This window comes from Bacillus sp. GC_Bacil_1 (assembly GCF_026540675.1).
GTDB classification, from domain to species: Bacteria; Bacillota; Bacilli; order Bacillales; family Bacillaceae_G; genus Bacillus_A; species Bacillus_A cereus.
In genome coordinates this window covers 32,807-55,809 of sequence record NZ_JALNUG010000020.1, presented here as the reverse complement: position 1 = coordinate 55,809, position 23,003 = coordinate 32,807, and the positions used below count along the sequence as shown (strand labels likewise).

Sequence of the window (23,003 nt, the reverse complement as noted above, 5' to 3'; positions counted from 1 at the left end):
AATTAATCATGCTCCTTCTTATCTTTCTGTTCCTTGCTCTTACAAAAATCTCTGTCTAGATATTCAGCGTTTGTTACCGTTACCCACACAGGCTCTTTTTTCTTTCTTCTTTTAAAAATCTGTTTAAAAAAAGTTGCGATTATGCTTAACACAATCGCAACTCCTAACATCAAGATAGCAAATATCCAATTATTCATTTTAAAATCCCTTTTGCTTTCTCTCTATTTTTTGATGACTTGTTATTCGAGTGCAGATGGAGAGAAAAATAAGTTAGAAAGGAAAAAATAACAATGTAATGATATAAATGATCTAATTCAAAACTTATTTGAAAAACCCGTATAGCAACGGCAGCAAACAATCCCGCTATTATTATTAAAATACTAGCCTGTGATTCTCGTTGCTTCATTTCAAAGTAAATTCTTCTTTGATTCGCAATATCAATTACTTTCACATTTAACCCTCCTAATCTCATTTTCTACGTAATTGATCTGTCCGATTATGTTTACTTCCTCTTTGTCTTAATCCTGACTTTGTTCTTTCTACTACATTTTCTTGTACATTCACATCTCGTTGTACCGTGGTTGCTCCTGCTCTTACATCCGCAGTTACTTCACTACTACCTCGAACATTATTTTCTACATTAACATCTCGTTGTACTGTCGTTGCTCCTGCTCTTACAGTATGATTTACTGCTTCACTTCCTCTTACATTGTTCTGTACATTCACATCACGCTGCACTGTTGCTGAGCCTACTCTTACAGTATGATCTACTGCTTCGCTTCCTCTTACATTGTTTTGCACATTTACATCTCGTTGTACCGTGGTTGCTCCCACTTTCACATCGGATGTTGCTTCATTGCTTCCTCTTACGTTGTTTTGCACGTTTACATCCCTTTTGTACTGTCGTTGCTCCCACTTTTACATCGGATGTTGCTTCATTACTTCCTCGTACATTATTTTGTACATTTACATCTCGCTGTACTGTCGTTGCTCCTACTTTTACATCGGATGTTGCTTCATTGCTCCCTCGCACATTGTTTTGCACGTTTACATCTCGCTGTACTGTCGTTGCTCCTACTTTTACATCGGATGTTGCTTCATTACTTCCTCGTACATTATTTTGTACGTTTACATCCCTTTGTACTGTCGTTGCTCCCACTTTTACATCGGATGTTGCTTCATTACTTCCTCGTACATTATTTTGTATGTTCACATCACGCTGTACTGTTTGTGTACCTGACTTCATATTTCCTTGCGATGCTTCAGCACTTCCCGTATTTCTTAATTTGTTTTGTATTTCAATTTCTCTTTCTGCTGTTTGTCTTTCGCCTTTTACATTGCCTTGTTGCCCTTCAGCACTTCCTGTATTTCTTAGTTTGTTTTGTATTTCAATTTCTCTTTCTGCTGTTTGTCTTGCGCCTTTTACATTGCCTTGCTGCCCTTCAGCACTTCCTGTATTTCTTAGTTTGTTTTGTATTTCAATTTCTCTTTCTGCTGTTTGTCTTTCACTTTTCACATTGCCTTGCTGCCCTTCAGCACTTCCTGTATTTCTTAGTTTGTTTTGTAATTCGATTTCTCTTTCTGCTGTTTGTCTTTCACTTTTCACATTGCCTTGCTGCCCTTCAGCACTTCCGGTATTTCTTAATTTGTTTTGTAATTCAATTTCTCGCTCTGCTGTTTGTCTTTCGCTTTTCACATTACCTTGCTGCCCTTCAGCACTTCCGGTATTTCTTAATTTGTTTTGTAATTCGATTTCTCTTTCTGCTGTTTGTCTTTCGCTTTTCACATTACCTTGCTGCCCTTCATTTGAAATAGAAGCTACATTTGAACGATTAGCCATCTTAGGGCTAGCAGATGGCTCTATACCTGCATTTGCATTATTTTGAATGCCTTTACCTATTGTATTAAGTGTTTGACGATCAGCGTTTTCTTGTGCCTTTTCTTTACCTTGCGCTTGACCACTTTTAAATTCACTTACAGTACCTTTCACACCGTCCGATACGCCTTTTGCAACGCCTGATACCTTTTCCTTCCCTTTATCAACAGCGCCACCAACAGTTTCAGCCACTTTATTTCCTGCATCGTTCATCATACCGCCCACTCCACGATTTGCAACGTAACTCATGGCAGCACCCGTATTTCTAGCAAATTTCTTCGCTTGCATACCGCCGCCTTTAGCATTATTCTTTTGTTCTCCATGTGAATCAGCACTCTCTTGATTCGAGTCCATTTCAGAGCGTTTAGGCGTATCCTCTCTCGTTTGTCCACTTCCACCACTCATTAGGTTCTTCGCACCGCTAAACATACGACCAGCGCCCTTTATAGCTCCCTTCGCTGCCATAGCTCCGCCAACCATACCCATTAAGTGATTCTTTCCTTCTTTTAATCCAACATCAACACCAAAGTATTTTAAAATAGATTCTGATCCTTTAATTAATGCGACAGTTAAACAAACCATTGCTACTATATATAAAAATGCATTGATGTTTTTCTCTGCTAAATAGTTAACGATAATTGTATAGAATCGTAAATTTAAACCTGTAAAGGCAAATACTAAGAATCCTTTAAAGATATCCTGCATGACCATTTTTGTTTTTTCACCCGTTTCAATATCCGTAACGAACACAATTGGGGCAATAATTTTCTTCATGGCAATTTCAAATATCGTCATCACAAATACAAATACCGTAAATAAATAAGCAACTCCCAGAGCTAATAACCCCCCAAATATAGTCCCGAAGTTCATTGGATAACGTATATATCCACCTGGAAATTTATCTTTAAATGGATTAAACACACTATTCTTTATTTCTTCTATTACTTCTTTATCCCCATCATTTGTAATTTTGTAGGATAAAAATTTCGTTTCTTCAGGAATTCCATCCTGTTTTGATAAATCTTCTATAGACTCCGGTGTCACTATATCCCCCAAATTTGCTTGAAGGAAGACTTCCTTTCCCATTCCATTTTTCGGTTTATTATCTGTAGATGAAATTGCTGGTGCATTTTCCTTTTTCCCTTGTATTGGATCGAATCCTGTTTTACTTAAATAAATCAGATCAGCTGTATTCTGCTTGACTAAATCCCAAGCTAATCCATCTTTTGTTTTACTAGTGTTTGTCGTTTCTGAAAAAAAATCAGTGGATATCTTTTGCATATCCGCCATCAACTCATTTAATCCACCTAGTAAGCCAATCATTACAATAATGTTAACTCCTACTGATTTAAAACGTGGGGGCTTATGCTGAATGATTGTTCTAATCCCTAGCCATACGACAACTAATACGAATAAGGCATAGAATAAACCCTTTATAATAGATGATGCAAAGTCATTTAATCCTGCATCTTTTAGCACATCGAAAAAAGAAAAAGTGTCAGGAATTAGTCCTTCTAGCGCTGATACAATATAAAGTAATGTCTTTATTATTCCTCCTTGAATTGTTTGCCAAATAGAACCTAAAAAATCAGCATATTGTATCCACTCATTTTTTAAAAAGGCAATTGCTTTTTCTGTATCCACATCTTTCAGACCAAGAAATTTGTACCAATCAAAAGCATACACAATCGGTGTGAACACGAAACTTACAAATAGCATCGCGACTGCAAAAACCCCTGTAACTAATGATTTCTTACTTCGTAACATCCATTCTTTTATTTTCATAGTAGCCATTTCTTTTCTACCTTTCTGCTTGATTTCAAATCAATTACTCTACCAACATGTCCAATAATTTTTCTAAATATCTCTTCACTTCATGATTTGAAGAATGTTCTATTAAAAATTTCACTTCTTCTGGCTTAGGACTAATAGTATCCGTTGCGTAATCTAATAACATTTGTACAAGTCGTTTCTGAATATCTTCTGTATCGTTTCTATTTCTTTTCTCTTTCATAAGACCAATGAGTGATTTTATAGCTTCATTAATGTCCGTTTGCTCTTTTTTCACTACAGGATTTGCTTGTTGTTTCTTGATATATTCTTTTTTTGCAACTGGATTTATAATGAAATCCAAGAAATTCAAATATAAGTCTGTTAAATCTAACCCTGTATGCAGCGACGGTATATCAATCCCATTCAAATCTTTTGATGTATCAAAATCCTTACCTAAGAACTGCCAACGATACGGCATGCTTGTTTCTCTTGTATTTAAAATCGGATACGCTCTAACTTTCTTTCTATTTAAATCCTGTCTATGTAATGCACGAAGTAATAAAGTTTCTCCTTCAATGAATTGTGCCAAGCGTTCGGGAGAAATAATACGCTGCTGATCCGCATTTTTTGTTATCTTATTATCTGTTTCTAGGTGACTTTCGTTTGAAGATTTACCAATAACTGTTTTATGCCCTGCTCGATGTGATATTTCTTCAATCGTGTCTTTATTGGTAGACATAATATAAATATGGTTTTGGCAGTTATCTTTAATCTCTGTCGCTTCTTTGTCGTACAGTTTTTCAATTTGCGAATACGACTGAAGCACCAAATTAAACAGCATATTCCGTCCTGCACAAACCGTTAATACCCCGCCCATATCATCAATAGGTGGCATATTACCAAACTCATCTAGTAAGAAATGGACACGCCTATAACACTTTTTACCCTTCGTATCATTACAATTCATAGATAACTCTGTATACAGCTGCTTAACAAAAATACTTGCAAGTGCGTGGTTCGACTTATCGTAGTCGGGAACGATCATAAATACAGCTGTAGGTTTATTGGAATACGATAACTTCGCTTTTGGCTGTAAAGGAAAAGTATTAGCTTTTAAAATCAGTGTGACTTGTCGCTGATACTCAGGTTTATGTCCGCATCCCTCTTTTTTCTGATAAACAACTCGACCCTTTTCATCTAGCAGTTTTTCAAAATGTAAGCTATAAAATAATCTGTACTTCTTGTTTGGATTTTCTGCATCTTGATAGCGAATGAGTAATAAATCTCCATCTTCTAGAGATTCATCGAAGTTCATGTTGCACATACCTAAGGCTTTCACCTTAATTTCATAGCTTCCAATCTCCGTTTTTTCTTGGTTATTCTTATGAAACGATACCGTTACACGTTTATTCAAAAATCGTTCATCCAACTGAAAAAATAGGTTTTTAGGAAAACCTACTTGTTTTAAATCCAAGCTTGATTTCGAAGTCATTTTCGCAAACATTTTATCCGCAAAAGTTTGTAGTCCTTGATTGGCTGTTGCTAGAATAGACCCCTTTGCTTTTTCTCCTGCAAAGCTAGTTGATCCATATTGCATCTTTGCGACATTACCTTGCGGTAAGTTCTTAAAATATTCATCTAATGCGCTCTTTTCGGTAAAATCATCAGGATTCTCTTTATAATAAAAAGTACCTAATTCATTTAACATTTGAGAGACATTGTGCATCGTAATCTTTTCAATACAGTCATTCTTCACACAATAGTCCACGATAGCGAGAATAATACCGTTAATTGCATTTTGTGCTGAAGTATTAAAGAATGCATTATCACCAGCATTCGGGTTGTTATAAAGAGAGAATGTTAAAGTATTTGCTCGTTTAGCCGCTTCTTGGTCATCGCCATTCACCCATGCGTCAATCACTAACTGTAAAGGGTTATACGACATTCCTTGCAAGGGATCTAAGATATTTAAAACTTGAACATCATATCCACGTTTTTCTAACGTTTCTTTAGATGCACTATATAGCTCTCCTTTGGGATCATTTACAATCAAGCTTGATTGATTTTTTGCTCTACTCAAATTATCAATCATTGGTACGACAATCGTTTCCCCTTTACCTGAGCGAGAAACCCCTAATATTGCTGTATTGACTGTATCTGTATCGACATAATATTTATCCTTATAATGCGATACAGGAACACCTCCATACCCCTCAAACGTTTTCGTAGTTTCAGGAATTTCTCTATACTGTTCTTGAATTTCTTCAATTGTAGTAAAACGGCTATCCCCCTTTTGACCATAAGCTACATTTTCGTCACTTCGATAATTAATCTTTGAATACACCAAAAAACCCATCACCGTAGAAGCTAATAAACCAAACAAGTATACATTTGTAGGCAGAACAGGAAGAAAAACATTTTTAAATGAAATACTTTTCTCCCAATCCGTACCAAATACATCAAAAATAGTTGGCTTTTCAACCGTTTTTGATAATTCATTTACAATGGCGTAGTACGTACCTGCTACAAAATTTAATCCACCTAAAGGAAAAAGCACCGCAAGTGAAGAAATTGCGAGTGCTTTTTTGTTTACCCTATTCTTTTCTTGTGGCAGGTCTTCACCATCAATTTTGTAATTATGATGAAGGTACTTATTCCGCTTGAATTTTAATAGTGCCATTTTCGCATTCCCTCCTTACTGACCACCTACTCAGAGTCCATTAGTCTAGCTAAAAATGTTCTCCGCTTTTTTGTAGACGTTTTTGTTTGTTGTTGCATTGCAGGTTGTTGTTGCTGCATTGTAGGTTGTACTGGTTGTTGATACATAACTATCGGCTGCTGTACAGGTTGCGAATACATCATCACTGGTTGTTGTGGTGGCTGTTGTTCTGGGTTAGCATGAGCTTTTAATAATTTTTCTTTTAAATCTTCTATGATATTCAATAGCTTCTGTTCCCTATCGTTACTTCTTACCTCTTTTGCTTCCTCTTTTCTTTGTTGTAAGTTTAGTGCTTCTATTTCAATTCTGTTCTTTTCTTCTTCTATTTTTAATTGACGTTCTTTCATTTCTTTATCATGCTCTGCTTGAATTTCTTCTTTCCATTCAGGGATTAACTGCTTAATTTTATCCTCTAAAACCGCAAACCCCACTTCTTGTTGTTCATTGGCAGCGTTCATAATTTGTTCTGTCATTTCTATAGAATCAGATACATACTCGTTCTTTTTATCAATCAGCTCTTTTTTCCCTTCCACTTTCAACTCATACACTTTCTCTAAAGTTGCTTTTCTCTTTTCAATTTCATTCTCTTTCTTTAATTCTTCTTCACAAGCACTTACTAACGTATTCTTACGCTCTTCTAATTCCGTTTGATATGCTGTTAATTCTGCTTCTTGCTGCAATTTAAAAGACTCTAATGCTAGTCGTTGTTTTTCAGTAAATACAGATAATTTTTTTTGCATTTCTTGCACTTCTTTATTCTCAAACTCATTTAACTCTGCTAATCTCGTTTGAAAACCTTGTTCAAAAATGTCTTGCATCCTTTCTTCAGCTTCTTTTTGATAATCACGCATCATGACTTCTTTATAAGTATTTTCAAGAGCCAAACGGATTTCATCTCTCAAATTATTTATTTCTTGGTAATATTTATCTTGAATCAGCAAAAAATCTTTTCCACTTAACACGTTTTTTGCATATTGTAATTTTTTCTTTTCAAGCCCTGTAGTTGCTTCCTCACTCATACCAAACCGACTTAATAAGTGCTTGATAGTAAATCGTGAATCATATCTTTCTTGCTTTGTCTCAACTTCACTAAGGTTTAGATATTCTCCATAATCAGGGAATGATACATCTTGGTTTTGAGCTTCAATTACAGGCTCTTGATTTGTTTTCTGAACGTCTGAAGCGTTACTAAATAGTTCTTCTTCTATACTTTGAACTGAATCAACTTCATTTGTAGGAAATGGTAGTTCTTCAGCCCCTTTTTCCAAGTTCACTCCTGTAGGTAATTGAACTTGTTCTTCTTCAATTGCGAATGGATCATCGTCTTCTTTTTGATCTAAAGCAGCAGCATGTTCTTGTAGTCCCTGAATATCTTCATCCTCAAAATGATGTGTTCCCTTACTATTCAATTCATGCATAGGCATTTCTTCAAAAGGATTTTCCTCAACACCTGCAAACTCTTTTTTCACTTCATTATCAACATGTGGTACTTCTTCCTTTTTCCCAAACAATTTAGCGAATAATCCACCTTTTTTCTTTTTAGGCGCTTCTTCCTCATGTTCTATAGCCGCTCCACCTTCTTCAGCTCTGTAACTTTCGAATATGCCTTGTTTAATTTCCATTCCTAAGTCAAAATCAGTTCCCTTTTCAAGATCGTTTGAAATGGCAGTAAGTAAAGAAAATTTACTTCCCACTTGTACAGGTAATTCAAATTCATACGCTTTTTCATTCTCCACATCTTGCAATAACAGTAGCACTTGATCAGATTGTTGATTTTGTTCAATATATCTTTGAATTAACTCTTCCGCTGCCTTTAATCCTAATTGCTTTCCGTTCCCTGCTTTATTCTTCTTTAAAAACCTCTTAAAAGTTTTAGATTGTTCTTTTTGTAAAAACTCTACAATATACACTCTCTTAACCTCATTTCATGTATAGGATTTTTTTAAAACAAAAGAGAAGCCCACAATTAGTAAGCCTCTCTTTCAATGTGTTTCTTAGAAACCAGCTGTAACGCCTTGAATTGTACTTCCTAAAGTACCTGCTCCCCATAAAAGAATGCCACCTACAACAATGTACATTAACCATTTTTTTGCTGTTCGGCTTGGTCCTTCGCCGAACATGAACATGAAAGCAATAATACATACGCAGAATATAATAACCGCTAAACCAATTCCTTGTAACTTTCCAGTCCAACTTGTTAAAGCAGAACTCACAGAGTCAAAGAAATCATTGTAGCCTATTGTTTGCAAAGAACTCTTTGCTGATTCTAGTAAATTTAATTTTGGTAAATTCATTATTAAGTACCTCTTTCTTAATTATTAGAGTGGTTTTGTCTTTTTTCTTCTTGTTTAACAACTGAATCTGCAATAATCTCCATTGAAGCATCTTCTAGCATTTTGTTTCGCCACTTAGGATTTTCTCCTTGTAACAGGGACAGGCAGTTGTTATTCACAATCTCTTGTGACCAACTTTCATAGGTCTTTCCCTCTTTCTTTAAAATAACTGTTACAGCGTCCTGATATGGTGCTTTTTCTACCTTATTTCTTCTTGGTGAAGTTGCCATATTGCTTAACTCCTTTACTTAATACTTTGTATTTTTGTGAGAGATAAAATGCTGAAATACATCCTCAACTTCAGGGATTCCGTCTGCACAAAGCGTTATGATCGCTATGAGTGCAATTACGCCACCCATAAGAATCATTAAGCGAAACACATTGTTTTCAAGCATTTCTTTAACACCTTCTCTCTAGCGCACTTGTGAAATTGCTGAACCGTGAAACTCCATTTTTACGTCAGGTAAGTCAAAAAGGATAATCTTTAAATTGGCTACAACCTGATAATCAACTACGTCACCAAAGTTCACTTTTTTGTTTAATTGGTCACTTTTAACGCTTAAAGCCCCTTGATACTGCTTTTCGCTATAATCTTTTAGATTGGCTGCGGCTTCTTTTGTTAATCCACCATGTCTCTCAATTTGATAGTTAACTTGCTGTTTATACGAGTTCACATCGCTTAATTGAATAGAAAAAAGGGCTACTGCCACCATCATCATGATTAACATTAGCCCTACAAACCATTTCACTATTAACATAATGGAACTATCTAGCATGATTCACACCTACTCATTTTCATTCCTCCTCTCTTATCATTTATGAGAGATTAATAGCTGATAAGTGATGTACTAACACCGCAGCCGCAAATCCTACTACTAATATGAAAGAACTCATAACAATTTTTGTCGGAAAGAAGTTAAATCTTCTTAACTTAAAAGCTATGATTTCATCTATCGCTCTTTGTAATTCCGCACTTGCCATTTGCCCTAACTCATTAATTACATTGGTATCACTAGAGTTTTGTTGGAAATCATATATCGTTTGCATGATATTAATCGACATATCGCTTCCACTGGAACGCATAGCATAATCCGTAAAAGGCTGAATATCATTGGGTTTATCCGTCATTTCCGACATTAACTTAGCTAATGAATTCTTATCTACTGGATTATCCATTCGGTTCAGTATCTTTCGAAAAACTTGATACAAGCTTGTTGTTCCACCCGATTCTTTCAAATAAGGAATCAGCAGCCTTGTAAACTTAGAGAAGTTCAAATGTCTTTCAAACTTAAAAGCGTTATACGTTTTGATCACATGCGTATACTTAGAACGATAGAAGAAGAACGGTAGCCCAAACGCTAACAGATAGCACCAACTTGTGAAAAACAAGCCTAGTAACAACCCGAAAAATCCCAGTAGGATTGTTTGGGTTAAGCGTTTCTTTTGAAACTTATTAATCATTTGTTGGGTATTTCCCATCTCTTCTAACATGCTGTATAAGTCCTCTTCAGCAAACAGTCGATTATAGCGGTTCTGTTTAATACTTTTAGCTGCTACTACTCTCATGTTTTGACCTCCATTATTGAGTCATCAAAAAGATATGTAGTAAAGGATTTAAAGAAGAAAAACATTAATGTCATATAAATACCACTTGTGATCCAGCCAATCGGATGCCCTGCGAATGCCGTTAAATACGTCTTAAATCCAAAAGAAAAAGAAATCGCAAGTACAAACACCACGATTACCCCACAAAGCATTTTCATATCTTTTAGATGCCCTTCTTTTTTACGCTCATAATCATCCTTTTTTTCCTTCGTCTCATTGTGATGCGTTTTGATATCTTTCAATGTTTCCAGATTCGTTCTCCCCTCTAACACGCACGTTTCAAGCTGTTCTAAATACTGGTCGAATGTAATATCTTCACGATATTTATTGGACATTTGTTTAAAAGCCTGAAGTACTTGTTCTTGATCCGCCCCCATTACGCTTGCTAATAATATTTTTAAGTCTTCTCTTAATTCTCCTTGCGAACGATCACTCGCTCTTCCTAACGAAGTTAATAACGTTTGGCTATCATTCGCCAAGAGTGAAGTCATATTATTAACAAACTTATTTCTTTCCCGAAATGAATCACGCTCATATGCCCTTTTAATGATTTTAGGCATTAGCACTTTCAATCCATATAACGCTCCAATGCATCCTAAAATTAGCGATACCCACCATATATAGAGCAAAAGAAAAGAAAACACCCCTGTAACTAATCCCGGAATAATTGCATATCGAAGATAATCCTTTTTATTTAAAGGCTTTCCATATGCGACCTTGAAAGCATTGATTTCTTCTGCATTCACAAATTTCTTTTTCTTGGTTTTCGCATTAAATGTAGAGATTTTCATACCCCATACCCCCTTTCGAGTAAATTTTATGCTCTATCTACTTATGACTAAGCCCTTTTTGACAGCTACTTCATCCGTATGCTTAGGAAGTTCATAGCTCAAATCTATTTCCGCTAGTTTGTCATAAAATTCTTCTGATAGTTTTCCCGTAGAGAAAGTAAATTTGCCGTGTCGGTATTTTTGTTCAAATACCATTTCGCATCCCTCAACTGAATACTCCACTATTTTTGCTAAATAGCGAATGACACGTTTAATTTGATTCCCATTTGTATCAGTTGTTTTCACTACTACACGCTTAATATGGAAGCCAAAATTGAAATAACGCATAATATCTTCTTCTAGTGATTTTTCATCTACCTGATATCCAATTTTGGACATATTCACTAGTCTTTTCGGTGATGTTTCTGCATCTACCGAGTGCAGCGAAGTCACTACATGGTGTCCTGATAATACCGCTTGAATCATTTCATATGTTTCTTTTCCACGAAGCTCAGAAATCATAATCCAACGTGGATTATTTCGTAAGGCAGCCACTATTTCGTCCGTTACAGTAACCCCGTTGCCCGTTAACCAACTAAACACATCTTTGTCAGGAAACAGGGACTTAACATGTGTTTCAGGTACGTCTTCGATCATGATTGCTTTATGCTCAAATTGAACGAAAGAAAATAAAAGTTTAAGCAATTCGGTTTTCCCTGTTCCCGTTTCACCCGAAATTAAGACATTATTTCGACTCTTCATTACTACTTTAAAAAAGTCATATATGAATTGAGGGGCAAACATTCCGAAATTCTTCTCATTGAGTACCAAATTAGGGCGAACGATCCTCAATGACATGGTGGAATTACCATTTGTATTCTGACTATGCACCGCATTGATACGAATTGAACCATATACACCATCAAAGATAGGGTTTTTAGGAGTAAACTCTTTCCCTACCGCATGAGCAAACTTCTGAATCAGTCGTGTTATATACCGCTCAGTAATTTGGTGCTCAGTGTCTTTATAAATCTCTTTATAATCACTTGATTCCACAATTAAATGACTACCGTTATAGGATATATCGGTAATATCAGGACGATCTTTAATTAATCTTTCTATAACACCTGTCCCAACAAGTTCAGACACGACATATTCAATCACATCATCCACTTTGTCTTCATCATAATCCATAAAATATGCTGGATACTCACTTTTAATTTTCCGCTTAATTTCTTGCCTTGCTTCTTCTTTTAATAGTGCATCAATAACTAACTCAGCATATCTATTTTTCAAGTCATTTCTTATCGTTTCTAACTTTTTAGGATTAAAATCAGTGAAATCTGTTTTATGACCATTTGTCTTTTTTGCACCAAACATTTTTATATCACTTAACATACGTTTCCCCTTTCTTTTAAGATGCAGCAATACTTACTTTATAAGTTGCTTGATACGTTTGATCTCCATCTCGTATAATGGCTCGAATTGCCTTAGTAGAGCCATTCTTATTATCTAAGTACTTAAATTCATATTTTGCATCGTTACCAATTTTCACAAGCTTATTTGATTCAATACGTTTTTTAAAATCTTTTTCAAAATCACTCTTTACAATAAACAGCTCCCCACTTTGAACACGAGAGCTATTATCTGCATTTGAAATTACACTCGCTCGAACTGTCTCTGTAACTCCTTGTGTGACTGAATCAGAAGCGAAATTCTCTCTATAGTAATAGCCACCTATAGAAACTAAGAAAATCCCTAAAACGATTATTATTAGGATGAATGGATGTTCTTTCAGTTCCTTCACTCCTTCCCAAACAAATAAGGAGAGAAAATTCTCTCTCCCCTTGTTGGATGTGATCTCATGCCTACATACTATTTAACAGAGGAAAGTTTTGTTTTAAACAAACCAATTACTGACTGTGTTAAGTCAGGAAAAGCAACAGATACAACCCCTACTAAAGCAGCTCCAACTATAACCGCCCCAATCATCCACCAACTACGATCCGTATTTTGATCTAACATGTTACAACATCCTCTCAATTTTTGTTTTTTTATATAAAAAAGAGACGTAATAAAAATCACGTCTCTCTTTCTATCTAATACAGTTTAATTCCTAATTTGATGGCTCTTTCTACCGTTAGGTACTTACTCAACATCAACATATTAATTGCCCCTAATGTAGTTGGCATCAAATCATTTATAACGTTATGGATTTTCTCTTTTATAAAGACAATCCACATATTAAAGCTAAATCCATCAAATTGACTCATATCAAAACTAAAGTCAAAGTGGAACATATCTTTTATTGAAAAGTTCCCTGAAAGTAAATCTCCGATGCCTGCTTGTGAAAAAGCGGAAAGGCTGCCTTGTAACGAATATCCAATTAAACGAATAACAATCCCCGTAATTACGAAGTATAGCGCCATGAAGATAATTTGTTTTTTGGCTGAACTGTATGTTAGGACATTCACTCAACTCTCAACTCCTTTCCTATCACTTTAACCAAGCAATATCATCATCTGACCAATCAGAAGGTTTACCGTTTGGGAAAGGATTTCTTGGATCGACAGGCTCTAGAAGGACTTCATCATCTTTTAATGTTTCAGAGCCAATCGTTCCGTACATATATGCAAACAGATTTAAAGAGTTGGCAATTTCAAAATTGATTTGATTTACTCCAATTGCTTCAATAGATTTTAAATAAACACTGTAATCACCTAATTCAGCCCAAATTGGAGCATATAATCTACGTTTCCCATCTTTCAATGCATTCTTGATACGGGAATCTTTATCTTTAACCTGCTGATCCGTAAATAAAGTACCTGTTTTCTGTTCCACATTGATATGTGGTAATTCAAAGGTAAAATGAGTATTCTTTTTATCTGAACTAACGCTTTTTTTCGTTTCGTCCAGTGGAACGATGACATTACCATCTTTCTTCACATAATTTAGATGCGAATCAATTAATCTCTTATCCACCAAAGCATTTGCCTTGATATCGTAAACGGCTGCCAACTCATTGTTATAACTAGCTTCAGTTTTCAATTCAAAACCATAGCCTGTTTTTTGCTTAGACAGTTGTTTTAACGGAATTGTAAGTGTTTCATAGAAAACCTTCATTTCTTTTCCGACTTCACGCTCCGTCATAATAACACCTTTGTATTTCAATTCAGTAGATTCTTTGGCATTCGCCTTTACTGTTTCTTCAGAAGAAGTATATCCATCTGTATCAATTTCAGGATTGCTAGATGTAATTTCACCTTTAACCATCCCCGAAATCTTTACAATATAATTGTTATGCTTATCTTTTTCCAGTCCATCTTTTGGCACAGTCCAGTCACCCATATGATCGGGTATATCTTTCAATAGAAATTCTTTTGAAATCAACGGCTGCTTAGAATCTTTTTTAAACAATTCAATCTTCACTTTTTTAGAAGAAACCTCAGGAATATTCATGCCATAGGGAAAAGTTTTTGTTATATCTAATTTGACCGGTAACCCTTTTTGAGCATTTGCAGTGTAAATCTGAATATGTTTCATATTTACATCTAAAAAAGGTAGTTGATAGTAAAATTTCAATTCAACATTTCCGCCCGCAACCGTTCCTTTTTTTGTTTCAACTGGAACTGGCATATAGCTTAATTTCTCTTTTTTAAAGGTATCTTTGGTTGAATACGAATACTCTTCTCCATCAAATTTCTTATCCGTTGTATGCTCTAAGACTTCATTATTAATCTTATCTACATGCCATACATCAACATTCCTTTTATATAACTTAGTAGAAACAGCATTAGATGTATTAACAACTTTATCTACAGTAACAGATAATGTATTGATCCATTCAACAGCATCGTTCTTGACCAACTTATTTAAAGTTTCAATCTTAGAAGGTACAACATCAATTTTTACCTTGTAGGTTCTTCCATAAAATGAACTACTCTTTAAGGCACTTGACTTTGCTTTAAATAGGACTGTATTTCCACTACTGTTATTATTGAAGAATTCACTAACATCTTTACCTTCTTCATCTTGAATACGAATGGATTCAATGTTCAATCCCTCAGGGATTGTATCCTTAATCTCGTAATTCCTATAATAATGCTCCTTGTATTCGTCATGAACTTGATGCACTAAGTGATAGGAAAACTTCTGTTTATAAGAATTCAAAACATTCTCCGTAAGCAATTTATCATCAGACGACACACTAATATACTTTTCAGGTTTCAAAATTTCAGTTCTTGCTAATTTCTTACCTGTAGTGAAGAAAACTTGAACGTCATTTAGTTCGTTAAAGTCAGGATTTATAGTAGGACTATCCCACTTTCCAATAAAAGCCCTCGTCCAATCAAATGTAATCTTCGAAGTATTACTAAAAGTAATTGTTAGATTAGTAAATTTGTCATGATTATATGGAAATTGAGAATATAATGGATTGTTAGTTGGTAAACCATCGGGAAAAACATTATTATTCGTAGAATCAAAGATTGAATGCCAACCATTGGTAAACTCGTGTTTTAGCCATCTATCATTGGTTGCATACAGTCCATCTAAAGCCTTAATTTGACCGTCACTAAGACGTATTCCTTGTCTTACATCAATATCAGCAAATGTAAGGTATCCATCTAACGACACCACATTTCCAGTTTCATTGTCCATAAACTGCCATGTTTGCGTAACTGATTTATAGTTTTGTGTTGCATGCCTTATACCTCTAGGTGAATAAGAAATATTCCCCTTCTGATTTGAGTAACTGTCCCAATCATCAACTGTAATCTTTAAATCTATCCATTTTCCATTAAATTTACCAACTTTTCGATACATAACACCTACTTGTCCTTTTTGGTTATCGTTTGTGGGTATAAATGATAAAAAATCTTGCCCCTCTGAAGGACTCCATTTCAATTCCCAATTTGCATTTCCAAAAGTCTCAACTGTAGTAACGTCTTTTATAAATTCAGGATAGAATTTATACTTAGCGTTAATTGTCGTATCATCCCCAACAACTGTTGCAATGTTAGAATCGATTAATGCCCCTGTATTTGTTACGTCATTAGGATATGCCGCCTTTACTCCTGTCTCTTTACTAAACAAAGTAATGAAACAGAGTAGAAATACAGCTAAAGCAAATCCTCTTTTAAACCTCATTGGCGCTCAATTCCTTTCTAATATTGATGTTTCAATATTAGAATGTGGGACTTCTCGCTCTTTCTTTCATATAAATCTCCTTTCAATTTTTATTCAAAATAAAAAGCCCATCTAATGATAGGCTTTTGCTTAATTACTTGTTTGCTCGTTCAATTGCTCCAATCTCTGCTTCACACTCATCTTCTGTCCAATCCTTTATTAACTCCCATGGATAATTAGCTTTAACTAAAATTCGCTTAAATGTCTCTTCCTTCGTTTGGTTCATGGCAGCGGGATCAGGTTCATTTATTTTCCCTTCGTCACTTACATTCATTTCTTCTTTAATCACATAAGATTTAAGTTTATTTATTTCTTGCTCAATAAACATAATTGCTGTTCCTATTTCTAGTGAGACTGTCTTATTAACATCTGTATCAAGGGGAAATCCATCTAGGAATGTTTCCAAATGTGAAATTCTTAGTTCATTATCCTTGATCGCTTGTTGACGTAATTGTTCCTTTTCTTCTGTCGTCATAGTATCTTCTCCCTTTTTAATAAAGTTCAAATTTAATAAATTTTGCAAAGTTTGTTTGCACTAAAAAAGAAAATTAACTCAAAAGAATGTGTATAACAAGATTCTCAATTCCTATCCAAACTAAAGTGACAAAAGATATAAAAACAAACCACAAAAGAAAATCTTTTACAGTTAATTTATAATCTTTCATTGCTACACCAATTTTTCTGTAAAACTAATAATAAAAGAAAGTATTAAATCAAAAACTACTAATAATACCATCATGACTGTTAGCATTGCAGGGAATATCAAGCGATTTTGACCAAGCATTTCACTTTCCTCCTAATAGTTTAGAATTATTGGCAATAAAAAAGAGCAGAACCATTAATATGATTCTGCTCTTACAGTTATTTGTATTTCTTAATTTGTCTTTTCGAATTTCTTTAGAGTCTTCTTGTTATTCTCATACTCTTTTTTCAAAAGATCTTCTTTATCACTAGAGCTTTCTAATTCTTTCTTGATTTCTTTCCATTTAGTATCATTTGGATGCGAAGAACCAATATACACAGAATTAAAGCCTTTTTCTGTAGTTGCAAGTATGTAATATTCATAATCATTTACAACCTGTAAAGGATCTCTACCATTTATTTTTTCTTTTACAGAAATTGATACAACTGAATACGAATCAACTTTATATTCCGTTGGCTCCACCTTATAAATAGCTTCACGATTTTGATACCCTTTAACTCTCCATTCGTTGTCAGCTGTAATAGTAACGAAATTGTCTTTACTATTTTTATAAGTATCACCCTTTTTATAGGGGACTGAAGAACTTCCACACCCTGCAAGCAGTACTGTTATAGATATAAATAAAGCCGATACAGCTGATAAAAACTTAAACCTTTTAAACATGGTCTCTACACTCCATTCCATTTATATTCATTACATTAATATATTAACATATGAACATTTGAGACCCCACTACTTTTATAGCGCTATACCACAACCTTACTGCAAATGAACGAGCCAATGATTACCTCTTAGCAAAGTAATGTTAAAAACTTTAAAGGTATGAATCACATTCATTTTCTTGCAGCAGACATCTATCTTTTGTCCGAGATCGTATTTTTCATCAAGCTCAAACAAATCTACATGCATGCTCTTTGTTCTCAATATCTTCTCGATCTTATGATTCATTTGCTTCCCCCCATGATACATTTTCATTTTTCAGGGAAGCTAGTACCTTTTGAGTGCTATAGCGATACAGCTCAGAAAAAACTACATCTGATTTGTTCATTGTAACTAAGTATTCTGTTAAACCTATTAAATGAACAAATCTCTTATTCGCACTAACTATTAAATTTATGCCTAGTGAACGGCTTCCAATTAATATCTTTACTGCATCCATTGTTCTTTTCTCTACACGTTCAAAGGAAGAAAGAACAAGAAATAGTGTCTTTCCATCTTCCTTATTTGAACTAAGTTGTTTACGTGCCTTTTTCAACGCTGCAAGACAGTCCGTTTCGCTTGTATAATCGTTGAAATCTAAATGATAAACAAGTCTATGATTATCTTGTAATGCGCTTATCAGCTCTATTTGAAATTCTAAACATACATCGCTTTCGCCTTCAATTAGGCAGCCTGTCGTATGCTTCGTTTTACTTGTAAGGATATTTGCTACCTTTCTGATATACCTTTCTTGGTATTCCATACTCATAATTTTTGACTCCTATTTGATCTGTTTAATTCTACAAGAAATATTTTATATTCTTGATTTTTCTAATTTAAACGGTCTATATTCGGTCGGATACAAATGCAAGAAAAGGAGTATCTCCATTTGTAACAGAAGCGTTTAGTCTCGTTACGCTTACTCGTTAAAGGCTTGCGTGTACAAGTGCATCGCTCTGGAATCCCTCCGTCATGGCGATATACCCAATCACTTTTAAGTGTATTGTACAGCCCTTTAAGTAGTCTGTAGTCCTTGCTACAGATAGACCAACATCGATTGCTATTTTCAAGCGGACTTATTGTCCCTAAGGGTTTCTCCGTGTCTTGCATCTCCTAGATTCACGAAATGGACTGGCATGCGATGATTTGCCCTTCCCCCAGCAACTATATGAAGTTTTCAAAGAACAGGATGGGGAACATACACAAGATTCATTACTTTGAGCTATGAACCCCAAGTGTGCTATGTTTCTTGCACAATTAAATCGATCAAATGTATTACTATTTCATTTTTTGCTTTGCTTTTCTCTCAAAAATAACCTGCATTAATTTGCTACACGGTTTATTCTTCTTTGCGATAACAATTCCATCGCTATTTCTTACACTTTTGATATACCTAAACATATTTGTTACAGGAACTTCTCTTCTACCTGCTTGATCGTACAGATTGCCATTATCGAGAACGATTAAATTCTTTCCATCAAAGGTACTAACTTTGTGCGCTCTGTTTAATAGAGTGCCAATATCCATTTCTTTGGTTACTTTCAGCCTGTGTGTACTTTTGCTAAACTCTTTTTCTCTCATGGTTCTTCTCTCCAATCTTATAAATTTAAATTTGTATCTAGACTTTCTCACGATCTAAATACCTGCTAACAAGTTTCTAACTCAATCCTATTCACATAAACAATCACAAATATTAAGGCGAGCATTATAAAATTTTCATATAGCCAATGGGTTTCTTACAGAATACAAAAAAGGCGTAAACTAATGTTTTAGTCTACGCCTTTTTCTTCTCATCCGAAGAACCACTTTTAAGAAGGATAACCGCACAAAACCAATAATATTAATAAAAATAACGCGTAAGTATACCCTTGCATACCTTGTATAAATACACGAAACAGTATAATATTATTGATGTTGCATCTCGTTATGCTTCATCAAGTGGGCAGCCTTTCTAAAACAGTCTCAGTGTTTTAAAAGGTCGAAAATATCTAGAGTTGGTAGCTCTTTTTATTTTCAGCCCATGTAACTATGTAATTGTTAGTAGTTCACAATTTAGATGTTAATAAACATCTTTCAAAACTAAGATTACAACGATTGTGTTTTATCGTCAATCCATAATTTCTCAAAAACTGCTATATCTAACCAAACTACATATCAAAAGTCTTCGGAAAACCCAGTGTTATCAACGGATTAGATAACTGGGGGTTTTTTTTTGATTTTTTAAAATCACAAATTTTGGAAACTGATAGAACATTAGTTCTAATTTTAGTGCTTATTTTTTGTTTTGTAAACATAAAAACGTAATAAACAATAATAAAAATATAATTCCGCATTCAGAATGATAGTTTGTGAATTTTTCACATATGTTTCTCTTGTATCGAATTTGATATTTGGGAAATTTCCCGTAAAACAACGAATGCGATTACCTCTATTGAGACAATCGCATTCTTAATATTTAAGAGTTAACCCATTCCGCCACCAGGGTCTCCCATTCTAGCATATAATTGTTCTGAATCTTTTTTGACTATATTGTTTGATTGTTCTTTATCACTAGTAGTAGCAAAAACAATTCCCACTACTAAAGCAATAGTTGTTATTGCAAATAGAATTTTTTTCATATCGCACCACCCTCACACATTGTACCATTTTTAGTGAATTTAACCAATATCTTTTTCGGGAACTTGCTATAGAACCTGTTACCCTCGCACTCAAATTGCACAATGGAATTTTCAATTAAAGTAACATCATTCTGCGCTATTCCTAAATAACAATATTGCATCGGAGTTAAAAATCCTTTGTTTTTTTCTAGTTCAATCAGAATTTCAATTGCTCTTTGACTGTTTCCCTTAACAATTTCACAAAAAGCTTCCTCAGCAGGATGATAGATTTTAATATTGTCTATCTCCTGTTGATTAACTAGCTTAATAAATGCATAGGTAGTCAAGACTGATTCTTTTCTTTTATTTGCTCTCTCTGATTGACATAAATCAAGCATATCTAAAGACTTTTTTATATACCAAGTTGCTCTTTCATAACTTTCAAACGTATATGATTCTGCAAGATACACCAAGGCTGAAGCTCTTAGAAGTGCAAAACAATCTTTATCATCTTCTAAATTCAAAATTTCATGACACAATTCTCTTGCCTTATCTACTTTATCTTGCATTAAATACGCATAAGCTAGCCCCTCTTTAATTCTTCCGCTATAAGCTGAACGAATAAATTCATCCGTAATCAGTTCAATATTAGGTTGCATTACTTCCGCATAATCAAAAAGAGAATTAAATTTTTCTAAATCATACATCGTATAGAAAGTTAATATCCCATATAAGACCTTAATTTCTTCCGTCTTAATAATTTTACGCTTTTTACGTTCCTCAAGTTCGTCTAATAACACTTTTCCTTGAAGAATACCACTACTACGCATCCATACTAGTTCATATGCAAAAGCCCATTCCCTATTCATTGCTAACGATGACTTTTTCTCACTATCAACGACTAATTTTAATAGTCTCAGATCACCTTTAGCATTGGCGTATTCCATCGCAATTCTTAAATTTATCTTGCTTGTGGTAACAGAACAAAAAGTATATAACATTTCTTGTCTTTTATTTATATCATCATACAAAATGTTGAGTAACTTAACTAAAGTCCAAAAACCAAATTGAGTTTTTCCTGTTAAATTTTTAGAAAGTGTACCGCCAGCAACCCCCATTTCCTTTGCAAGAGCACCCTGACTTCTTCTTTGGAAATCAATTGTATCTATAAGGCTGCCTAGAAATTTACTTAGTGTTTTTTCAGATTCCACATTTTCATTCTGCTTTAAATTCATACAAATTTCCCCTTAATTTAAGGATTCCCCCCCCACTAACATTCAATTAACTGAATGTTAGCATATAGTATCTTAGCATAATGATACTATAAATCTTGTCGTAAAATGTCGATAAATCGGACTTCTCAAATATGAAATAATGCATATCCAATACTTAAAGGAACATCCGTCAATTAACAACAAAAAGTCGATTCCCCTAATGTATAGGAAATCGACTTTTTCTACTTTTTTATTGAGTTTTTTTATCAAAGAATAAGTTTAAATCTGTTTTGTCAGTATCTTCAGCTAAAGCTGTATGTATATATTGATTTAATTCTTTTATTTTTTCTTTTTCAAAAAATGGAACACTTATATAATATGGTGTTCCTGATTTTTCTATGTTTAATATTGTTTGAATTCCACTACCAGCAATTCCAAAACCAATAATTAGCCAAATTAAACCAGCAAAAATACTGTCACCTATAGATGAAAATCCAAATAAAATGAAAAACAATCCAATTATTATTGCTTTAAGATTATATTTTGAAGATAATGTTGATCCAGAAATGTTTTTTAGAGGTATACTTTGTTCATCTTTCCCTGCTGGAATAAATCCTAGAATTGTGTTTGATAATTTGGTTTTCACGAATCTGTTATCAACTTCTACGGTTCCTTTTATCCAAAAAAACAATAGACTAGTTGAAAAAATTTTTTGCATGTTAAAACTCCTTTTTACTATAAATGTTATTTTAAGAAAAAAATCCTGTTGTTTTTAACAGAACCTTTTCTAAAATGGCAAAGAGTGACTCTTGCCTTATTATTCCTGTATATAATACCAAAAAAATGAAATAATGTATATGTATTAGTTTATTATTCAAATATACAAATTTATTTTTCATAAATCTATTCATCTTTTTATGCATTCCTATTATGACGCGGTTTTAGGTTTCCCGTTTGTTACTGGATTAACTGAAAAACTGTATAAAATCTCGTATGCTCTTAGCGTGGGGGGCCAAAATGCTGGCGGTACCCCTTTTATAAAGAAAAAAGCCCGATACGGGGCTATATGATTTTATTCATACCACAATTACGACATTCTCTTAAGAAGATGAAATCTTTAACGGAACTCTTGAACGCGGTATTGCCGCAATTATCACATCTACCACTGATTTTACCAGGATGCTCTTTGTATGTGTATATCTTACTTAGATCGTACTCTTGTTTAGGTTCCTTACTTTCCATTGGTTTCACCTGCATATCAATATAAATTAAAACAGCTTAACCATAATAACATGAAGTATTCACCTAGTGGATGCTTTTTATTTTGCAAAAAGAACCCGCTGAAGTTCGGGTTCTTTCAGAAGTGATGATGTATTCTCGGCTCGGGAACTGAGAAAATACAAAAATATAATATATCGAGTTTTAAAGAATTTCAATACTTATAGGGGTAGCGTCCTAAAAATGCGGATTTACAACGTTAAGTTGTTTACTGCTGCGAAAGAGAAGGAAAAGCCGTGGTGGAAGTTC

General features: G+C 34.3%; 27 protein-coding genes. All 27 read right to left on the bottom strand.

Annotated features, from left to right (window positions below; genetic code table 11):
* Positions 1-2: 2 nt before the first annotated feature.
* Positions 3-197 (bottom strand): hypothetical protein, encoded by a 195-nt coding sequence (locus OXT04_RS24345; RefSeq protein WP_267418176.1) that lies wholly within the window; start codon positions 195-197, stop codon positions 3-5.
* Positions 194-472, bottom strand: coding sequence for a hypothetical protein (locus tag OXT04_RS24340; RefSeq protein ID WP_085782958.1), 279 nt, complete (start codon positions 470-472; stop codon positions 194-196). Before OXT04_RS24340 ends, OXT04_RS24345 begins: the two co-directional genes overlap by 4 nt.
* Positions 469-882, bottom strand: coding sequence for a hypothetical protein (locus OXT04_RS29975; protein WP_374693288.1), 414 nt, complete (start codon positions 880-882; stop codon positions 469-471). Before OXT04_RS29975 ends, OXT04_RS24340 begins: the two co-directional genes overlap by 4 nt.
* Complete coding sequence (locus OXT04_RS24335) at positions 854-3,670, bottom strand: pLS20_p028 family conjugation system transmembrane protein (RefSeq protein WP_374693287.1); 2,817 nt, start codon at positions 3,668-3,670, stop codon at positions 854-856. Before OXT04_RS24335 ends, OXT04_RS29975 begins: the two co-directional genes overlap by 29 nt.
* Before the next feature lie 34 nt (positions 3,671-3,704).
* Positions 3,705-6,329 (bottom strand): VirD4-like conjugal transfer protein, CD1115 family, encoded by a 2,625-nt coding sequence (locus OXT04_RS24330; RefSeq protein ID WP_267418175.1) that lies wholly within the window; start codon positions 6,327-6,329, stop codon positions 3,705-3,707.
* A 26-nt stretch (positions 6,330-6,355) separates the two neighbouring features.
* The gene (locus OXT04_RS24325; RefSeq protein WP_267418174.1) at positions 6,356-8,278 is read right to left on the bottom strand and encodes a coiled-coil domain-containing protein; all 1,923 of its coding nucleotides are present in this window, start codon (positions 8,276-8,278) and stop codon (positions 6,356-6,358) included.
* An 84-nt stretch (positions 8,279-8,362) separates the two neighbouring features.
* Positions 8,363-8,662 carry a TrbC/VirB2 family protein gene (locus OXT04_RS24320; protein WP_085782954.1) on the bottom strand — a complete coding sequence of 100 codons (300 nt, stop codon included), beginning with the start codon at positions 8,660-8,662 and terminating at the stop codon, positions 8,363-8,365.
* 17 nt (positions 8,663-8,679) lie between these two features.
* Complete coding sequence (locus tag OXT04_RS24315) at positions 8,680-8,931, bottom strand: hypothetical protein (RefSeq protein ID WP_085782953.1); 252 nt, start codon at positions 8,929-8,931, stop codon at positions 8,680-8,682.
* Positions 8,932-8,949: 18 nt separating this feature from the next.
* Positions 8,950-9,096, bottom strand: coding sequence for a hypothetical protein (locus tag OXT04_RS24310; protein ID WP_000892403.1), 147 nt, complete (start codon positions 9,094-9,096; stop codon positions 8,950-8,952).
* Positions 9,097-9,114: 18 nt separating this feature from the next.
* Positions 9,115-9,477 carry a hypothetical protein gene (locus tag OXT04_RS24305; RefSeq protein WP_000887444.1) on the bottom strand — a complete coding sequence of 121 codons (363 nt, stop codon included), beginning with the start codon at positions 9,475-9,477 and terminating at the stop codon, positions 9,115-9,117.
* A gap of 40 nt (positions 9,478-9,517) precedes the next feature.
* A complete protein-coding gene (locus tag OXT04_RS24300; RefSeq protein ID WP_098943643.1) occupies positions 9,518-10,267 on the bottom strand; it encodes a hypothetical protein in 750 nt (249 codons plus the stop codon).
* Entirely contained in the window at positions 10,264-11,097 is an 834-nt protein-coding gene (locus tag OXT04_RS24295) for a hypothetical protein (RefSeq protein ID WP_098292685.1), read from the bottom strand. The genes OXT04_RS24300 and OXT04_RS24295 overlap by 4 nt, the downstream gene beginning before the upstream one ends.
* 33 nt (positions 11,098-11,130) lie before the next feature.
* Entirely contained in the window at positions 11,131-12,456 is a 1,326-nt protein-coding gene (locus OXT04_RS24290) for an ATPase, T2SS/T4P/T4SS family (RefSeq protein ID WP_098943711.1), read from the bottom strand.
* Positions 12,457-12,490: 34 nt separating this feature from the next.
* Positions 12,491-12,874, bottom strand: coding sequence for a hypothetical protein (locus OXT04_RS24285; RefSeq protein ID WP_267418224.1), 384 nt, complete (start codon positions 12,872-12,874; stop codon positions 12,491-12,493).
* Between the two features lie 77 nt (positions 12,875-12,951).
* Entirely contained in the window at positions 12,952-13,101 is a 150-nt protein-coding gene (locus OXT04_RS24280) for a hypothetical protein (protein WP_000886822.1), read from the bottom strand.
* A gap of 74 nt (positions 13,102-13,175) precedes the next feature.
* The gene (locus tag OXT04_RS24275; RefSeq protein WP_267418173.1) at positions 13,176-13,550 is read right to left on the bottom strand and encodes a hypothetical protein; all 375 of its coding nucleotides are present in this window, start codon (positions 13,548-13,550) and stop codon (positions 13,176-13,178) included.
* Positions 13,551-13,572: 22 nt separating this feature from the next.
* Entirely contained in the window at positions 13,573-16,224 is a 2,652-nt protein-coding gene (locus OXT04_RS24270) for a hypothetical protein (protein ID WP_267418172.1), read from the bottom strand.
* 133 nt (positions 16,225-16,357) lie between these two features.
* Complete coding sequence (locus OXT04_RS24265) at positions 16,358-16,738, bottom strand: hypothetical protein (protein ID WP_098943635.1); 381 nt, start codon at positions 16,736-16,738, stop codon at positions 16,358-16,360.
* A gap of 192 nt (positions 16,739-16,930) precedes the next feature.
* Complete coding sequence (locus OXT04_RS24260; protein WP_098317672.1) at positions 16,931-17,047, bottom strand: histidine kinase; 117 nt, start codon at positions 17,045-17,047, stop codon at positions 16,931-16,933.
* A gap of 90 nt (positions 17,048-17,137) precedes the next feature.
* The gene (locus OXT04_RS24255) at positions 17,138-17,629 is read right to left on the bottom strand and encodes a DUF5512 family protein (protein ID WP_016085065.1); all 492 of its coding nucleotides are present in this window, start codon (positions 17,627-17,629) and stop codon (positions 17,138-17,140) included.
* A gap of 96 nt (positions 17,630-17,725) precedes the next feature.
* The gene (locus tag OXT04_RS24250; RefSeq protein ID WP_080024632.1) at positions 17,726-17,914 is read right to left on the bottom strand and encodes a hypothetical protein; all 189 of its coding nucleotides are present in this window, start codon (positions 17,912-17,914) and stop codon (positions 17,726-17,728) included.
* Entirely contained in the window at positions 17,904-18,434 is a 531-nt protein-coding gene (locus OXT04_RS24245; protein ID WP_098943633.1) for a hypothetical protein, read from the bottom strand. Before OXT04_RS24245 ends, OXT04_RS24250 begins: the two co-directional genes overlap by 11 nt.
* A 509-nt stretch (positions 18,435-18,943) precedes the next feature.
* Positions 18,944-19,246 carry a hypothetical protein gene (locus OXT04_RS24240; protein ID WP_098943631.1) on the bottom strand — a complete coding sequence of 101 codons (303 nt, stop codon included), beginning with the start codon at positions 19,244-19,246 and terminating at the stop codon, positions 18,944-18,946.
* Between the two features lie 881 nt (positions 19,247-20,127).
* Entirely contained in the window at positions 20,128-20,283 is a 156-nt protein-coding gene (locus tag OXT04_RS24235; protein ID WP_267418155.1) for a hypothetical protein, read from the bottom strand.
* On the bottom strand, positions 20,280-21,497 hold the full coding sequence (locus OXT04_RS24230; protein ID WP_267418153.1) for an AimR family lysis-lysogeny pheromone receptor: 1,218 nt from the start codon (positions 21,495-21,497) through the stop codon (positions 20,280-20,282). Before OXT04_RS24230 ends, OXT04_RS24235 begins: the two co-directional genes overlap by 4 nt.
* A 229-nt stretch (positions 21,498-21,726) precedes the next feature.
* Entirely contained in the window at positions 21,727-22,194 is a 468-nt protein-coding gene (locus OXT04_RS24225) for a hypothetical protein (protein ID WP_048565354.1), read from the bottom strand.
* 344 nt (positions 22,195-22,538) lie between these two features.
* Positions 22,539-22,718, bottom strand: coding sequence for a DUF8096 family protein (locus OXT04_RS24220; protein ID WP_096001550.1), 180 nt, complete (start codon positions 22,716-22,718; stop codon positions 22,539-22,541).
* Between the last annotated feature and the right edge of the window lie 285 nt (positions 22,719-23,003).

Bases quoted from the DNA above. Each gene is read 5' to 3' on its own strand.
- OXT04_RS24345 (WP_267418176.1), bottom strand. From the start codon at position 197: ATGAATAATTGGATATTTGCTATCTTGATGTTAGGAGTTGCGATTGTG.
- OXT04_RS24340 (WP_085782958.1), bottom strand. From the start codon at position 472: ATGAGATTAGGAGGGTTAAATGTGAAAGTAATTGATATTGCGAATCAA.
- OXT04_RS24335 (WP_374693287.1), bottom strand. From the start codon at position 3,670: ATGGCTACTATGAAAATAAAAGAATGGATGTTACGAAGTAAGAAATCA.
- OXT04_RS24330 (WP_267418175.1), bottom strand. From the start codon at position 6,329: ATGGCACTATTAAAATTCAAGCGGAATAAGTACCTTCATCATAATTAC.
- OXT04_RS24320 (WP_085782954.1), bottom strand. From the start codon at position 8,662: ATGAATTTACCAAAATTAAATTTACTAGAATCAGCAAAGAGTTCTTTG.
- OXT04_RS24315 (WP_085782953.1), bottom strand. From the start codon at position 8,931: ATGGCAACTTCACCAAGAAGAAATAAGGTAGAAAAAGCACCATATCAG.
- OXT04_RS24310 (WP_000892403.1), bottom strand. From the start codon at position 9,096: ATGCTTGAAAACAATGTGTTTCGCTTAATGATTCTTATGGGTGGCGTA.
- OXT04_RS24305 (WP_000887444.1), bottom strand. From the start codon at position 9,477: ATGCTAGATAGTTCCATTATGTTAATAGTGAAATGGTTTGTAGGGCTA.
- OXT04_RS24300 (WP_098943643.1), bottom strand. From the start codon at position 10,267: ATGAGAGTAGTAGCAGCTAAAAGTATTAAACAGAACCGCTATAATCGA.
- OXT04_RS24295 (WP_098292685.1), bottom strand. From the start codon at position 11,097: ATGAAAATCTCTACATTTAATGCGAAAACCAAGAAAAAGAAATTTGTG.
- OXT04_RS24290 (WP_098943711.1), bottom strand. From the start codon at position 12,456: ATGTTTGGTGCAAAAAAGACAAATGGTCATAAAACAGATTTCACTGAT.
- OXT04_RS24280 (WP_000886822.1), bottom strand. From the start codon at position 13,101: ATGTTAGATCAAAATACGGATCGTAGTTGGTGGATGATTGGGGCGGTT.
- OXT04_RS24270 (WP_267418172.1), bottom strand. From the start codon at position 16,224: ATGAGGTTTAAAAGAGGATTTGCTTTAGCTGTATTTCTACTCTGTTTC.
- OXT04_RS24265 (WP_098943635.1), bottom strand. From the start codon at position 16,738: ATGACGACAGAAGAAAAGGAACAATTACGTCAACAAGCGATCAAGGAT.
- OXT04_RS24260 (WP_098317672.1), bottom strand. From the start codon at position 17,047: ATGCTTGGTCAAAATCGCTTGATATTCCCTGCAATGCTAACAGTCATG.
- OXT04_RS24255 (WP_016085065.1), bottom strand. From the start codon at position 17,629: ATGTTTAAAAGGTTTAAGTTTTTATCAGCTGTATCGGCTTTATTTATA.
- OXT04_RS24250 (WP_080024632.1), bottom strand. From the start codon at position 17,914: ATGAATCATAAGATCGAGAAGATATTGAGAACAAAGAGCATGCATGTA.
- OXT04_RS24245 (WP_098943633.1), bottom strand. From the start codon at position 18,434: ATGAGTATGGAATACCAAGAAAGGTATATCAGAAAGGTAGCAAATATC.
- OXT04_RS24240 (WP_098943631.1), bottom strand. From the start codon at position 19,246: ATGAGAGAAAAAGAGTTTAGCAAAAGTACACACAGGCTGAAAGTAACC.
- OXT04_RS24235 (WP_267418155.1), bottom strand. From the start codon at position 20,283: ATGAAAAAAATTCTATTTGCAATAACAACTATTGCTTTAGTAGTGGGA.
- OXT04_RS24230 (WP_267418153.1), bottom strand. From the start codon at position 21,497: ATGAATTTAAAGCAGAATGAAAATGTGGAATCTGAAAAAACACTAAGT.
- OXT04_RS24225 (WP_048565354.1), bottom strand. From the start codon at position 22,194: ATGCAAAAAATTTTTTCAACTAGTCTATTGTTTTTTTGGATAAAAGGA.
- OXT04_RS24220 (WP_096001550.1), bottom strand. From the start codon at position 22,718: ATGGAAAGTAAGGAACCTAAACAAGAGTACGATCTAAGTAAGATATAC.